Origin of the sequence: Natronosalvus rutilus (assembly GCF_024204665.1) — an archaeon.
In the GTDB taxonomy this organism is placed as follows: domain Archaea; phylum Halobacteriota; class Halobacteria; order Halobacteriales; family Natrialbaceae; genus Natronosalvus; species Natronosalvus rutilus.
This window is the reverse complement of sequence record NZ_CP100355.1, coordinates 2,396,144-2,409,601: the sequence shown is the minus strand read 5'-3', so window position 1 is coordinate 2,409,601 and position 13,458 is coordinate 2,396,144. Positions and strand designations below refer to the sequence as shown.

The 13,458-nt window shown below is 61.6% G+C and carries 16 protein-coding genes and 1 tRNA gene; 11 read left to right on the top strand and 6 right to left on the bottom strand.

The features are described 5' to 3' along the window. Positions 1-147, bottom strand: coding sequence for a hypothetical protein (locus NGM29_RS11580; RefSeq protein ID WP_254156355.1), 147 nt, complete (start codon positions 145-147; stop codon positions 1-3). A gap of 728 nt (positions 148-875) precedes the next feature. On the opposite strand from NGM29_RS11580, the gene NGM29_RS11575 reads away from it, so the two are divergent. Next, a complete protein-coding gene (locus NGM29_RS11575; protein ID WP_254156354.1) occupies positions 876-1,610 on the top strand; it encodes a tyrosine-type recombinase/integrase in 735 nt (244 codons plus the stop codon). A 133-nt stretch (positions 1,611-1,743) separates the two neighbouring features. Next, entirely contained in the window at positions 1,744-2,277 is a 534-nt protein-coding gene (locus tag NGM29_RS11570; RefSeq protein ID WP_254156351.1) for a hypothetical protein, read from the top strand. A gap of 155 nt (positions 2,278-2,432) precedes the next feature. Here the strand turns inward: NGM29_RS11570 and NGM29_RS11565 are convergent. After that, positions 2,433-2,507: transfer RNA gene (locus NGM29_RS11565), tRNA-Val, on the bottom strand. A gap of 56 nt (positions 2,508-2,563) precedes the next feature. Beyond that, positions 2,564-3,127, bottom strand: a complete 564-nt coding sequence (locus NGM29_RS11560; RefSeq protein WP_254156349.1) for a cob(I)yrinic acid a,c-diamide adenosyltransferase — start codon at positions 3,125-3,127, stop codon at positions 2,564-2,566. Positions 3,128-3,403: 276 nt separating this feature from the next. Here NGM29_RS11560 and NGM29_RS11555 point away from each other — a divergent pair, with 276 nt between their 5' ends. Further along, positions 3,404-3,565: a DUF7838 family putative zinc beta-ribbon protein gene (locus tag NGM29_RS11555; RefSeq protein WP_254156347.1), complete on the top strand. Its 162-nt coding sequence runs from the start codon at positions 3,404-3,406 to the stop codon at positions 3,563-3,565. 430 nt (positions 3,566-3,995) lie between these two features. On the opposite strand, the gene NGM29_RS11550 is transcribed toward NGM29_RS11555, so the two are convergent. Further along, positions 3,996-4,385: a hypothetical protein gene (locus NGM29_RS11550; protein WP_254156345.1), complete on the bottom strand. Its 390-nt coding sequence runs from the start codon at positions 4,383-4,385 to the stop codon at positions 3,996-3,998. 229 nt (positions 4,386-4,614) lie between these two features. Between NGM29_RS11550 and NGM29_RS11545 the strand changes: the two genes are divergently transcribed. Continuing rightward, positions 4,615-5,913, top strand: coding sequence for an O-acetylhomoserine aminocarboxypropyltransferase/cysteine synthase family protein (locus tag NGM29_RS11545; protein WP_254156343.1), 1,299 nt, complete (start codon positions 4,615-4,617; stop codon positions 5,911-5,913). Positions 5,914-5,973: 60 nt separating this feature from the next. Continuing rightward, a complete protein-coding gene (locus tag NGM29_RS11540) occupies positions 5,974-6,552 on the top strand; it encodes an NADPH-dependent FMN reductase (protein WP_254156341.1) in 579 nt (192 codons plus the stop codon). Positions 6,553-6,574: 22 nt separating this feature from the next. On the opposite strand, the gene NGM29_RS11535 is transcribed toward NGM29_RS11540, so the two are convergent. Further along, positions 6,575-7,222: a hypothetical protein gene (locus NGM29_RS11535; protein ID WP_254156340.1), complete on the bottom strand. Its 648-nt coding sequence runs from the start codon at positions 7,220-7,222 to the stop codon at positions 6,575-6,577. A gap of 119 nt (positions 7,223-7,341) precedes the next feature. Here NGM29_RS11535 and NGM29_RS11530 point away from each other — a divergent pair, with 119 nt between their 5' ends. The 4 genes from NGM29_RS11530 (at position 7,342) to NGM29_RS11515 (ending at position 10,778) form a co-directional block, all read left to right on the top strand. Then, positions 7,342-7,926 (top strand): thymidine kinase, encoded by a 585-nt coding sequence (locus NGM29_RS11530; RefSeq protein WP_254156338.1) that lies wholly within the window; start codon positions 7,342-7,344, stop codon positions 7,924-7,926. 60 nt (positions 7,927-7,986) lie between these two features. Next, complete coding sequence (locus tag NGM29_RS11525; protein WP_254156336.1) at positions 7,987-8,586, top strand: YIP1 family protein; 600 nt, start codon at positions 7,987-7,989, stop codon at positions 8,584-8,586. Between the two features lie 180 nt (positions 8,587-8,766). Continuing rightward, a complete protein-coding gene (locus NGM29_RS11520; RefSeq protein WP_254156334.1) occupies positions 8,767-9,324 on the top strand; it encodes a hypothetical protein in 558 nt (185 codons plus the stop codon). A gap of 365 nt (positions 9,325-9,689) precedes the next feature. After that, positions 9,690-10,778, top strand: coding sequence for a DNA-methyltransferase (locus NGM29_RS11515; RefSeq protein WP_254156333.1), 1,089 nt, complete (start codon positions 9,690-9,692; stop codon positions 10,776-10,778). A gap of 120 nt (positions 10,779-10,898) precedes the next feature. On the opposite strand, the gene NGM29_RS11510 is transcribed toward NGM29_RS11515, so the two are convergent. Next, positions 10,899-11,858 (bottom strand): HhH-GPD family protein, encoded by a 960-nt coding sequence (locus tag NGM29_RS11510; RefSeq protein WP_254156332.1) that lies wholly within the window; start codon positions 11,856-11,858, stop codon positions 10,899-10,901. Between the two features lie 96 nt (positions 11,859-11,954). Between NGM29_RS11510 and NGM29_RS11505 the strand changes: the two genes are divergently transcribed. Next, complete coding sequence (locus NGM29_RS11505) at positions 11,955-12,278, top strand: ribbon-helix-helix protein (RefSeq protein ID WP_254156331.1); 324 nt, start codon at positions 11,955-11,957, stop codon at positions 12,276-12,278. Between the two features lie 57 nt (positions 12,279-12,335). Beyond that, entirely contained in the window at positions 12,336-13,337 is a 1,002-nt protein-coding gene (locus tag NGM29_RS11500) for an ArsR/SmtB family transcription factor (protein WP_254156330.1), read from the top strand. Positions 13,338-13,458: the final 121 nt, after the last annotated feature.

Genomic DNA, 13,458 nt, shown 5'->3' with positions numbered 1-13,458 from the left:
TCACCCCAGTGGAACCGAAAAGACGTCGATTACCCCCCAGATCACGTAGACAAACAGGAAAAACGCGAACGCGAGGATGGCGAGCACCCATATTCGATCGTACACCCGCTGCATGAACGGTATCTCGTCAGCTGACTGTGTCGTCATTCGAATCTCCCTGTCGGTCATTTGGATAATGGTTCCATGGGCGTTCCCACGCACATGTTCGTAACCGTTCCCAGCCGCTGAGAGACGATTCACATCCTATCAATCACTGGTGACGGCTCGAGTGGCAACCGTGACTACGATGGTCGCGACTCGAGAGGTAGATGACGAATCTGCTAGTCAGGAGAGTACAGTTCCACCGTTCGTCAGGAATGGAAGTGGTGGGTTGGGCAGATTTGAACCACGTCGAGAAGTGCTCGCTTCGCTGCGCGTATCTCGCCTAATTCAAACTGCCCAGCGTAACGAATTTGCGCCTCACGGATTCGTTCGGTGCAAAATTAGTGGGTTGGGGCAGATTTGAACTGCCGGACTTCCTCGCTCGCTGCGCTCGCGTACCGCAGAAGGGAGGTAAGGTAACCACTTCCTCAATAACCAAACTGTCTGGTGATTTATTCCGATAATGACACGAAATATGACGGTCACCAAGGCAGTCGAACGGTATCTTAAAGAACGAAACCCGAAGTCGCGAGATCTACCCATCGCAATCATAGATACGCACTAAACCAATTCGTGGAGTGGTCCGATAAGGCCGGTCTGGATGATATTTCAGAACTTGATGGATTCCACGTTCATGATTTCAAGATACATCGTCGAGAGAACAATGATATCAATGAATTACGCTTAAGAACAACCTCTCTGTGATCCGCGTGTTCGTGCGCTGGTTAGAGAGCATGGAAGTTGTAGACTCAAACGTGGCGGAGAATATGATTCTCCCTAAGCCTGATAACGAGACACGAAACGACAAAATTGAGCCGGACATTGCCGAGGAGATCTTTGCATATTTAGAGAAGTTCGAGTATGCAACTCTCCGTCACGCATTGTTTGCCGTGTTGTGGGACACGGGTTTCCGTCTCGGAACAATCCGAACTCTCGATCTTCAGGACTACCACTCTGATAATCAGTATGTTGAGGTTCATCACAGACCCGATAAGGGCACGCCGCTCAAGAACAAGGCCAAAGCGGAACAAGAGGTAAACCTCCACGGTTGGGTCTGTGAAGTGCTGGATGATTACGTCAAGATGCACAGAGACGATGTGACGGACGAATATGGACGTGAACCGCTATTCACTACTCAACACGGTCGCCCGGTCAACTCCAATCTTCGTGCGAATATCAATGCACTCACGCGCCCCTGTCACTACACCGGTGAATGTCCCCACGGTCGCGATATCGAAACTTGCGAAGCAACGACGATGGAGCAAGCTCAGCGATGTCCCTCGTCGGTGCCCCCACATGCTCTTCGCCGGAGTGCCATCACAGCGTGGTTGAACAAAGGACATAACAAAGAACTCCTTTCCGATCGAATGAATGTCAGCACGAAGACGCTGGAGAAGCACTACGACGCACGTACGCAGGGTGAAAAGCGAGAACTCCGTGCTGAGGTCTTCGAGATGGATAGCGGTTGATCTGGCTCTATTGACAGTAGATAGTAACACGGTTTCTTTATTCAGTTCTGGTTGCGAAAGACGCGCTCAGTACAGGAAACACACATAACAATCACACGTTATATTCATAGTGCACCAATTATTAGAGTTTGATATGAACGCACCGTCCGTATCTCGTCGGCAAGTATTGGGGACTGTCGCTCTTTCAGCTACGGCTGGTTGTACGGCCTTCGGTTCAAAATCTGGAATTCGAGTGGGAAATATTATTATTGGTAATTGGAAAAATGAGCCAGTTACTATCACAGTCCGACTTGACCGAGAGGGGAGTACCGTCTTTCAGGAAGCTCTTGAGATTGAGGGTGATGATGAAGCGCTCGTTGAGCAATCGTGGGATGGTGGCCTTGCCGAGTATACTGTGATGTTTTCTACGGAAGGAGAAGGGCGGATCACCAGTTTATCTCTTCCAGACGAGATGAGGGGCGCAAATGGAGAGTGCATAGACATACAGATACACTGTCAGCAGAGCATGACTGATATTGTTTTTAGAGATGATAGTCCTCTTGGGGGCGGTGCTGAACACGGTTGCTACGTAAGTAGCTACACTCAGCAAATGGGGAATCCTGCTTGGCATATGTACTGTTCATACTCGAGAAGGCCGCGGCAGTTAATGTTCCGTAGGACAAAGTAAATGGCTCGTTCTTAACGTGTCCTTCTGAGCGAGTCGATTCTGTCATCGGATTCGGACGAAAAAAGTTGCTGACCTCATGAAATCAAATCCGTTCTCAGCAGAAAAGCGCATAAGGGCTTCGCTACATTGTCCTTCGGAAGTTATAATATATTTGATGGGTTGGGGCAGATTTGAACTGCCGACTTCCTCCGTGTGAAGGAGGTATCATAACCGGACTAGATCACCAACCCTCAACCGAGGGTATCCGCGGGCGAAACTTAAGCGTTCCTTTCACGGACGGATCAATTCAGTACGTCGGGGTCTCCTCGCCCTCGCCGTCGCGCTGATTGACCACTCGAGCCAGTGTAAACAACCCATCTGACAGCCGATTCAGGTACTGCACCGCGCTCTCGTTGACAGCATCTGGCTCGGCGTCCGCCAGCGCCACCGCTCGCCGTTCGGCGCGTCGACAAACCGCTCGAGCGTGGTGTAACCTGGCTCCCGACTCCCCGCCGGAAGGGAGGATGAACGAGCGAAGGGGCTCGAGATCGTCGTCGTGGTCGTCGATCCACGTTTCGATGGTCGTGACGTGATCCTGGGTGATGACGGGGTCGCCGTCGCCATCGTTATCGTCAGAGTCGAGGTCAGGGTCGGGATTCGCGAAATCGGCTTGCACGACGTGGAGGTGATTCTGGACCGTCCGCAACTGCTCGTCGACGTCCGCGTGTCCCGTCGGTCGGATCGTCCCCAGGAGCGCGTTGAGTTCGTCGACCGTTCCGTAGGCTTCGATCCGCGGATCCGTCTTCGACACGCGCGTCATGTCCCGCAGGTCCGTGCCGCCGTCGTCGCCGCGTCCGGTGTAAATCGGCATCGTACGCGAGCAAACGGCCGGGTACGTCTTAGTTTCCTCGCCGAACGCTTGCCTCGAGATGCGGATCAACCGTTCTACGAGCGTACTGCGAGCCGCCGCCGGGTTCCACACCGTCGCTGACGAGGGCCTCGCCGGGAACTCGAGCCCGCGGGATGCAGGAAACGAGAGTCACGCACCCGATTCCATATATCACTATATCGTTCATGCCGGGATCGAGAGCGAATCGTACATCGGCGAATCAGTACGTTAAACTCGTTCGAGACGCAATCGACGCGCATGACGATGGAACTCGAGGCCGAATGTCCCGACTGCGGTGAACAGACGTTCTACCGGGCGGCGAGTACGACCATGCATCTCGGCGAGAAGGTGAAGTGGCACTGCCCTAACTGCTCGTACGGGTTCGTTCAGATCAACGGTATCGACTCGAGCGCGGTATAGGCAGCGTACGTAACGTAATTTTCGCGAACGGTACTCGACGTCCCCGTTTCGGTCCGGTTTCGGCGCCGAATCGAGTACACCGAACGAGTGCGAGGGACGCTATTGCCCTTGGGCGATGAACGACCCAATGACGCTGGGAGTTCGGTTCGCGTTCGTCGAAGCGTCGACGATCCCGGTGGCGTAGACTTGCTCGAATCGCCTGCTTCTCAAAACTGCCTGAAACCACTCGACTGGGAACGCGGCATCTCCTGGGGTTATGAATAATCTGACTCGAGATCCGGCCACGAAAATCATCGAGGGCCAACTGGCCGCCTAACTCCTGACCTGAATCAGCGTCCTGCAGACGGATGCGAAGCAGAAATCATCTGCACGCGTTAGCTCCCAACCCGTATCTATAAACTGCATTTTGCAATATACATTCCTGCCTTGATTACCGACCGACGGTCGTTCCCCACTGACTCCAGGCGAAGACGAGCACGAGGACGACGCCGAGGACCAGAAACAGGGACCAGTGGACGAACGGCGAGTTTCCGAGCCACCCGGGAAGCGTGATGAGACCGGTGGCCTGCATCGCCCCGAACGCAATCAGACTAATCCCGACGATGGAGATGAGGCCGATAGCGATCGTCTCCTTGATCATCCAGTAGCTCTCTCGAGCCTCCTGCTCGCTATCGGTGACCGGCTCGTCGATCGCGTCCGCGTCGGGTTCGTTACCCAGGAGTCGGGCGTCCTCGTTGATCTCCTCCTGGTCCGTGCCAGGGGTGTCCGACTTCGACCCTGAGTCAGGAGTGTCCGACCCGGAATTATCGGTGTCGTTCACGGTGGGCTAGTTGCTTCCAAAACCGGTAGCCGTTGTACTTGCACTTACAAGCGTTCGAGGCCAATAGTCCTCTCAGCGGCCGTGTACGTACTCGACACGGCGAGAAGCGTCTCACCGGGTGGATCGATTTCTGTAGGTTACGAGCCCCGTTCCGACCGACCTGTCATTGAAGACGGCAATACTGGCCACTCTGCGCAGGGTAATGCCTCGAGCCACGCTGTATCATCGTATGAGCGACGACCGAGACCGATCGTTCGCCACGAATTCCGTCCACGCTGGACAGGAACCAGACCCCACGACGGGTGCGCGAGCCCCGCCGCTGTACCAGACGACGTCGTACGTCTTCGACGACGCCGACGACGCCGCCTCCCAGTTCGCCCTCGAGGAGCCGGGGTACATCTACTCGCGGTTGATGAACCCGACCCTCGAGACGCTCCAAGAGCGACTGGCCGCCCTCGAGGGCGGGGTTGGAGCTGCGGTGACGAGTTCGGGGATGGCCGCGTTCGACCTCACGACGTTCCTCCTCGCCAGTGCCGGGGACAACATCGTGAGCGCCTCCTCGCTGTACGGCGGGACCTACACCTACCTGACCCACTCCGTCGAGCGCCGCGGGATCACGACGCGTTTCGTCGACACACTCGACTACGACGCCTACGCGGACGCGATCGACGAGGAGACGGCCTTCGTCCACCTCGAGGCGATCGGCAACCCGGCCCTCGACACGCCCGACCTCGAGCGCATCGCGGAAATCGCCCACGAGAACGGCGCTCCGCTGGTGGTCGACAACACGTTCGCGACCCCGGCGCTCTGTCGACCACTCGAGCACGGCGCCGACATCGTCTGGAACTCGACGACGAAGTGGCTCCACGGGTCAGGGACGACCGTCGGCGGCGTCGTCGTCGACGGCGGATCGTTCCCGTGGGCCGACTATCCCGAGAAGTACCCCGAACTCGCGGCGGACAACCCGGCCTACCACGGCGTCAACTTCGCGGAGACCTTCGGCGAGGCGGCGTTCACCTACGCGGCCATCGCTCGCGGTCTGCGCGACCTGGGTAACCAGCAGTCGCCCTTCGACGCCTGGCAGACGATCCAAGGCCTCGAGACCCTCCCTCTCCGGATGGAACGCCACTGCGAGAACGCGCTGGCCGTCGCGGAGTTCCTCGAGGACCACGAGGCCGTCTCCTGGGTGAACTACCCCGGCCTCGAGTCACACGAGACCCACGAGAACGCGACCCGCTACCTCGAGGGGGGCTACGGCGGCATGATCACCTTCGGTCTCGAGGCGGGCTACGAGGCTGCCAGGGAGACCGTCGAGTCGACCGAACTGGCGAGCCTGCTCGCCAACGTCGGCGACGCGAAGACGCTGATCATCCACCCGGCGAGTACGACCCACCAGCAGTTGAGCGCCGAGGAGAAGGAGGCCTCGGGTGTCACCGACGACCTCGTCCGACTCTCGGTCGGTATCGAGGACCCCGGCAACATCATCGCGGACCTGGAGTCCGCCATCGAGGCGGCGATCTCGAGCTAAGCCGCTCAGAACTGTTCGGACTAACGCACTTTTTTAGGACGACGCTGCGTCATAGCCCGCATGAGTGACGTCCAGGTGCTGGCGGTCTGTGGCAGTCTCCGCGAGGAGAGCTACACGCGAATTACCCTCCAACGAGCCCTCGAGGCGTCGGCCGACGCGGGCGTGGAGACGGGGTTAGTCGACCTTCGAGAGTACGACCTCCCCCTGTACGACGCCGACGTCGACCGCGAAGATGCGGGTGATGCAGGGACAATCGCCGCGCGCATTCGAGACGCAGACGCCGTGCTCCTCGGCTCGCCGATGTACCACGGCTCGTACTCCTCGCCCCTTAAAACGGCCCTCGACTACTGCGGATTCGAGGAGTTCGAGGACAAGACCGTGGGGCTAGTGGGGGTCGCCGGCGGCTCCTTTCCCGTGACGACGCTCGAGCACCTGCGATCCGTCTGTCGAGCGCTCAACGCGTGGGTGTTACCCCACCAGGTGGCCGTTCCGCGCGCCCACAGTGCGATTCAGGACGGGTCGTTCGTGGACGACTCGCTCGAGGAGCGCGTCGCGACCCTCGGCGTTCGTGCCGTGCAGTACGCGACCATCGAACCCGACCCGGGAACGTTCGAAGGCGATCAGAACGTCGGCGCCTGACCCACAGTCGAGTTCGAGACCATCAGGGCTCGAGCGCGAGCTGAAACCGCCGCTGGTGGGCGAGAAACGCGAAGGCGCCGAAGACGAGAAAGCCTAGCTGGTAGGCCTCGATGCGGAAGACGACGGTGGTCGCCCCGAACATGAGTGGCTCCGTGAGGACCGTCCAGTTGGTCAACCAGGCCGATGCGAGCAGAGTCGTTGCGCCGGCCGCGATCAGCGCTCCCGAGAGTAGCGACGTGACTCGACAGCGACGCGATTCGGGGAGCCGGAACACCCGTCGCTCGAGGTGGATCTGGACGGCTACGACGCCGGCCAGGACGGGTCCGGCGACGAGGAGTCCCTCGGGGTTCCCGATTCGTTCGGCAACGAGTAGCCAGGTGGGCCAGGCGGCGACGAAGAGGAGTGCGACCCCGATCCGACGAGGCGTGAGCAGGGCGTACATCGAGGTCGTCGTCGCGCCGAAGACACCCGTTCGGAGCAACGCCCCACAGAAGAGGATGCCCAGTCCGGCGAGTGCGGTCGATGGTGTTCGCGATTCGACGACGATCAGGGTAAACCAGAGCCCGACGGCGGCGGTGTCGAGCGTCGCCGCACCCCCCGCCGCCGTGACGCCGACGAGTCGGCGGCGAGTGTGGCGGCTGAAGCGTCCGGGCTGGCGGATGACGCTCATACCGGCGACACGGACCGGACCGGTTTCGTTATGGGATACGTTCTGCGATCGGCGCGACCGAACGACGGATGAACGGAATTGGAAACCGATTTAACCTCGGCTTTCCCCGCTTTCATCCGATGCACGCGATCACGAAGAGTGGGTGGATCGAAGTCGTCACGGGGAGTATGTTCTCCGGAAAGACCGAGGAACTGCTTCGACGGCTCCGCCGGGCCGAAATCGCGGGCCAGGAGGTCGCCGTGTTCACCCCGGCGCTCGACGACCGCTACGGCGAGGACTACGTCGGCTCACACGACGGGCGACGCTGGGAGGCGACCGCCATCGATCCTGACAGCGACCTCGAGCGCGTGTTCGACGGCCTCAACGGCGAGCAGGTCGTCGCCTTCGACGAAGCCAACTTCTTCACGGAGGCGCTCGTCGGCGTCTGCGAACGGCTGGCCGACGATGGCCGGCGCGTCATCGTCAGCGGGACGGACCAGACGTTTCGCGGCGAACCGTTTCACCCGCTTCCGCAATTGATCGCCTGCGCCGAGTACGTCGAGAAGTTCCGAGCGATCTGTGCCTGCTGCGGTGAGCCAGCGACGCGCAATCAACGGCTCGTTAACGGCGAGCCAGCCCACGTGGACGACCCGACGATCCTCGTCGGTGCGGACGAGTCTTACGAGGCCCGATGTCGACACTGCCACACGCTCCGGCGAGACTGACCGACGAACCGAAACCGACGAGACTGACGAACCGAGACCGATAACCCAGCGGATCGAGACATGACCCAGTGGATCGAAGACCCCCACGGTGGACGCGAGCGCGGCCCGAGAGGACTTGCTCGCGCGTGGATCGAGGTACTGGTCCGGCCTCGGAACTTCTTCCGGGTAGGGGTCGCACCGGGAGACCAGGCGCCCGGCCTGCTCTTCGCGATGACGGTGGTGTTGATCGCCACGACTTCTCACTATCTACTGATCCCCGACAACTTCCCGTCGATTCCCGTCTCGCCCGTCCTCGAGGGGTTGTTCTGGATTAGCCTGCTCGTGTTGTTCGTCGCCCCATTCGGGTTGCACATGGTCTCGGCCGTCCAAACGCTCTTACTCCTGGTGGTCGTCGACGACCGCGCCGGCATCAGCCAGACCGTGCAGGTGATCGCGTACGCGACGGCGCCGTGTCTCGTCGCCGGACTTCCCGCACCCGCGATCAGGCTCGCAGTCTGTGCGTACGGCACCGTCCTCCTGTGGATCGGCCTCCAGGTCGTCCACCGAACCTCGTTCGTCCGAGCCGTCGTCGCCGGTACGATTCCAGCGGCGCTCGTCTTCGGGTACGGGTTCGGTGGATTCGGGGCGCTCGAGGCCCTCGGTATTGCGACCCCGTTTTGAAGGGTGCGTCTCGCGAATGGTTACTGGATAAATGAGTTGCGGGCTCGAGCCCGTCGAGGACGTCCAGCGCGAGCATTTTGCGTCAGTCTGTTCGGTAGGGACGTCCTACCACCCGTCTGAGTGGCGGCCCAAATTGAAACATTGCACAGAACTATTTATCGGGGTGTGGATGGTCGAACTATGCCAGACAAAGAGACGCCCCTCTCGGAGCGCGTCGTCAAAGAAGCGATCGGCGTCGGCATGGACTCGCCATTGCGAGACCCGATCCTCGAGGCAGTCGATGAAGCCGAAGGAGGCGGTTCGTCGTCGAAGCGGATGGTTCCGGCGGCGGGACTCTTGCTCGGCGCCGGTGCGGCCATCGGCTACTTGTTCGGGCGCTCGGAACTCCCCGATTCGGAGATGGGAGACGAGGTGAAAGAGGAGCTTTCCGACATCGACATCCCGGCCGCCGAGATGGACCCGCAGACGGAGGCGGACGAATCGGAAGCCGCAGAATCGTCTGGAGGCCGTGGCTGGCTCTCGAAACTCGTGGTACTCGGCGTGACCGTCGTCGCGGCACTGGCCTGGCGGCGTCGCCGGGCCGCAGAAGACGAGTGGGAACCGATTGAGGAGTTCGAACCGGCCACCGACGCGGTGTCGATGGACGCCTCGGAGGAAGGCGAAGACGAGGAGGGAGAAGACGAAGAAGCAGCGGAAGCCACAGCTGAAGGCGAAACTGAAGACGAAGACGAAGAGTAATCGAACCACGGCGACCACCGTCGCCTTCTCGAGTCGTTTTTGAACTGACAATACGTAATCCTGGAGTGGCAACTGTCCATAGCTGGATACTGAGTAGAGGAGGATGTACCCCTCCACCTCTCTCACTTCAAAAGGTATTGTGTGTCCGGACCTCGCGCTGCTGGAACTCGAGTCACCACGTAACGCCGATCCGTGCACCGATGGAACTCGAGTCACGCCGCGTCATGGTCTCGAGTCGAACTCGCCATTCCGACCTCACCGTTCCGGTCCTCTGTGTTTCACCTCGTAGCTGACGGGTGGAGACTGCTACCCTCGCCGACGACGGGTGAGAAGACCTAAGGGGGCGACGGAGACACAGACACACGATGGAGACGACCCACCGCGTCGTGACCGGCGACGCCCGCGACCTCGCTGCTGTCGCGGACGAGTCGGTCGACCTCGTCGTGACGTCGCCGCCCTATCCGATGATCGAGATGTGGGACGACCTCTTCGCTGAACTCGACCCGGCCGTCGGCGACGCCCTCGAGCGAGGGGACGGTCGCGAGGCGTTCGAGGCGATGCACGTCCAGCTGGATCAGGTGTGGGACGAACTCGAGCGCGTACTCGTCGACGGCGGCATCGCCTGTATCAACGTCGGGGACGCGACGCGGACGCTCGACGACAGCTTCCGGGTCTACTCGAACCACGCCCGCGTGCTCGAGGCGTTCGAGGCCCGCGGGTTCGATCCCCTCCCCGATATCCTCTGGCGCAAGCCCGCCAACAGCGCCGCGAAGTTCATGGGCAGCGGGATGATTCCGCCGAACGCCTACGTTACCCTCGAACACGAGTACATCCTCGTCTTCCGGAAGGGGGACTCCCGGCGGTCGTTCCCGCCGGGCGACGACGACCGCTACGAGGCAGCCTACTTCTGGGAGGAGCGAAACCGCTGGTTCACGGACCTCTGGTCGGACGTGACCGGCGAACTGCAGACCCTCGACTCGCCGGACGACGACCTGCGCGAGCGCTCGGCGGCGTACCCCCTCGAGATTCCCTATCGGCTGTGTTGCATGTACTCAACCTACGGCGACACCGTCCTGGACCCCTTCTGGGGCACGGGGACGACGTCGCTGGCGGCGATGTGTGCCGGCCGTCACTCAATCGGCTACGAACTCGAGGCGGCGTTCGTCTCGGCGTTCGATGATCGCGTGCGGAAGGTCCAGGATCGGTCCCGCTCGATCGGCGAGCGCCGACTCGAGCGCCACCGGGCGTTCGTCGACCGCGAGCGCCAGCGGACGGACGGGCCAGGCCTCGACTACGAGGCCGACCACTACGAGACCCCCGTCGTCACGCGAATGGAGTCGGGGATTCGACTCTACGAGGTGGTCGACGTCCAGCTTTCCGATGGGAGCGATGCGGGTACTGGCGACGACGCTGATAACGTAGGGTATCGACTGACCCACGCACCGCTCGAGTGAGGAGAACCGAGGGGTAGCCGATGTGGTCGTACGCGAAACGAGAGGTAGCCGATCCGGTTCCGGTTGCATACAGGTCGACTCGACCTGCGTGCGATCACGTTCCAACTACGCGCGCTCCAACTACGCCCGCAGCCTGGCGACCGTCTCCTCCTCGCTTTCGGCTAGTTCGACGAGTCCGTCGTCGGCCAGATCCGACAGCAGTCCCTCGAGCCACTCGCGCCCGTGCTCGCCGTCGGGAGTGTAGTCGACGCGAATTCGCGGCCCGAGCGTGTCGAGGGCCAGTTCGTCGTACTCCCGGAGCGTGCGGACGATGCGCCCGCGGAACTGGCGGCGACTCCCCTCGAAGGCAGACTGTGTCGGCACGTCGGGTGCCGAGAAGTCCCCCGTCGCGTAGGCGCTGCAGTGCTCGCGCCAGGGACAGCCAGCCTCGTCGCACCTGGGTCGCTGGGTGCAGGCAACTGCACCGAGTTCCATGATTGCGTTATTCCAGACGCGCGAGCGACCCTCGGGCATGAGCCGGTTGGCCGCCGTCTCGAACGCCGCGTCGTCGTCCGGTACGTCGAACGCGCGGTAACAGACGCGCTTGACGTTCGTGTCGACGACGGCGTCGCCGGCGTTGAACGCGAAACTCGCGACGGCGTTGGCCGTGTAGGGGCCAACGCCCATCAGTTCTTGGAGGCCGTCGGGCGTCTCCGGGAAGGCGCCGTCGAACTCGTCTTCGATCTGGGTCGCGGCCTCGTGGAGGTACTTCGCCCGGTTGTTGTAGCCGAGGCTGTGACTCGACCAGAAGCCGACGACGGCCGAGCGGTCCGCCCCGGCGAGCGCTTCGGTCGTCGGCCACCGCTCGAGAAAGGCCTCCCAGGCGTCGACGACGCGAGCCAGCTGGGTCTGCTGGCTCATCACCTCGCTCACGTGAATCTCGTACGGATCGTCGGTCTCGCGCCAGGGGTACTCCCGGTGATCGGCCTCGTACCACGCGATCAGTCCCTCCTGGACGTCCTCGAGGTCGTCTCCGGTCGGGAGGGTGGTCGACTCGAGGGGCCCGTCTCCGGCGTCGATCGATCCAGCGTCCTCGCTCATTGTCCTGGATTGCCAACGGACGGCCTTACGGCTAGCGATTCGCTCGCTCGCGGCGAGCGCGAAAGGTCTATGCACCGTCCTCGAGTTGTGCAAGCCATGAGCCTCGACGCGCTGACCGACGAGATCGAAGCGACCTACGCCGACCTGGGCGAGGAGTGCACCGTGGCCCTCGACCGCGAGACCCGCAACGAGTTGGCATTGCTGGCGACGGCGCTCGAGCCCGAATCGACCGACGAACTCCTCCGCCGGGCGGTTCACATGCTCTTCCAGACGACGGTCGACACGGGCAAGCTCGACTTCCAGCTTCGGTCGGGATACGACGTGACCTACGACGAGTATCTTTCGGGGATGACCTACGACGAGATGACGGGCGCGAACAACTACCCGCAACTGGACGACGAACGCCGTTACCAGTTCTGACCGTCTGATCACCCCGCCGCCGACAGGGTTTTGGCCGCTCGTATCACAAACAGTGACATGGATACCGGATCCGCTGAGGACGGCCCAGCCCCCAGCGACGCGTTCCAGGCGCTCGGAAACGAGATCCGGATGCGCACCGTCCGGACCCTGCTCGCGGACGGCCCGTGCACGTTCTCCGAACTATTTGAGGCGAGCGATACCGACACGTCGGCGGGGTTCGCCTACCACCTCCGACAGCTAACCGGCGAGTTCGTCCGACAGCGCGAGGACGATCGGTACGAACTCACCTACGCCGGCCGCGAGGTCGGCCGGGCGATCCGGGCGGGCACCTACACCGACAGCGTGGATCACGAGTCGATCGCTCTCCCCGAGCCCTGCCCGTTCTGCGAGGAGACCGAACTGGTCGCGACCGTCTCCGACAACGTCTCTCGAGTGGTGTGCCAGGCGTGCGAGGCGCCGATTCTGGAACTGTCGTTCCCGCCGAGCGGGTACGTGACCCGCGATCCGGACTCGATACCCGCGGCCCTCGACTCCTATCACCGTCACCGCATTCGGACGTTCGCCGACGGCGTCTGCCCCGATTGTGGCGGCGCGACGACGGCGGATGTCGAACCCGTAGCCGGAACGGCCGACGACGAAGCCGACGGTCCAGACCGCGTCCAACTGGCCTTCGATTGTGAGGCCTGCGGAGCATCGCTTCGCTGCCCGGTCACCCTCGCCATCCTCGAGCACCCCGCGGTCGTCTCGTTCTACCACGAACACGACCACGACGTCCAGGAGCGCTCGCTCTGGAACGTCGGTCGCGAGTGGCGCGAGCGCGTCATCTCGAGCGATCCGTGGTGTCTCCTCGTGAGTACACGACTCGAGGACGAGACGTTGCTTCTCTACGTCATCGGGGACGGGACAGTCGTGGATAGCAGCCGACGGCCGAGTACCGACGACGCCGCCAGGTCCGATTCCGGGTCCGACGCGAATGCGAACGAACCATCGACGGCCGAGGACGACGAGACGCAACCCGCACTCGAGACGGACTCGAGCGACGAGAGCGCGACTGTCTGATCGGCCCTCGAGAGTACGTTCTTCGGCCATTGAAACCCTCGAAGAATGATAGGTTTCTGTGACCGTGCTGAATACAGGGCGCGGGCCGTGTTTAGGCGCTAGTAATATTGCCTCTATGTCG

Coding starts and splice junctions, on each gene's coding strand:
- NGM29_RS11580 (WP_254156355.1), bottom strand. CDS start 147: ATGACGACACAGTCAGCTGACGAGATACCGTTCATGCAGCGGGTGTAC.
- NGM29_RS11575 (WP_254156354.1), top strand. CDS start 876: ATGGAAGTTGTAGACTCAAACGTGGCGGAGAATATGATTCTCCCTAAG.
- NGM29_RS11570 (WP_254156351.1), top strand. CDS start 1,744: ATGAACGCACCGTCCGTATCTCGTCGGCAAGTATTGGGGACTGTCGCT.
- NGM29_RS11560 (WP_254156349.1), bottom strand. CDS start 3,127: ATGCCGATTTACACCGGACGCGGCGACGACGGCGGCACGGACCTGCGG.
- NGM29_RS11555 (WP_254156347.1), top strand. CDS start 3,404: ATGACGATGGAACTCGAGGCCGAATGTCCCGACTGCGGTGAACAGACG.
- NGM29_RS11545 (WP_254156343.1), top strand. CDS start 4,615: ATGAGCGACGACCGAGACCGATCGTTCGCCACGAATTCCGTCCACGCT.
- NGM29_RS11540 (WP_254156341.1), top strand. CDS start 5,974: ATGAGTGACGTCCAGGTGCTGGCGGTCTGTGGCAGTCTCCGCGAGGAG.
- NGM29_RS11535 (WP_254156340.1), bottom strand. CDS start 7,222: ATGAGCGTCATCCGCCAGCCCGGACGCTTCAGCCGCCACACTCGCCGC.
- NGM29_RS11530 (WP_254156338.1), top strand. CDS start 7,342: ATGCACGCGATCACGAAGAGTGGGTGGATCGAAGTCGTCACGGGGAGT.
- NGM29_RS11525 (WP_254156336.1), top strand. CDS start 7,987: ATGACCCAGTGGATCGAAGACCCCCACGGTGGACGCGAGCGCGGCCCG.
- NGM29_RS11520 (WP_254156334.1), top strand. CDS start 8,767: ATGCCAGACAAAGAGACGCCCCTCTCGGAGCGCGTCGTCAAAGAAGCG.
- NGM29_RS11515 (WP_254156333.1), top strand. CDS start 9,690: ATGGAGACGACCCACCGCGTCGTGACCGGCGACGCCCGCGACCTCGCT.
- NGM29_RS11510 (WP_254156332.1), bottom strand. CDS start 11,858: ATGAGCGAGGACGCTGGATCGATCGACGCCGGAGACGGGCCCCTCGAG.
- NGM29_RS11505 (WP_254156331.1), top strand. CDS start 11,955: ATGAGCCTCGACGCGCTGACCGACGAGATCGAAGCGACCTACGCCGAC.
- NGM29_RS11500 (WP_254156330.1), top strand. CDS start 12,336: ATGGATACCGGATCCGCTGAGGACGGCCCAGCCCCCAGCGACGCGTTC.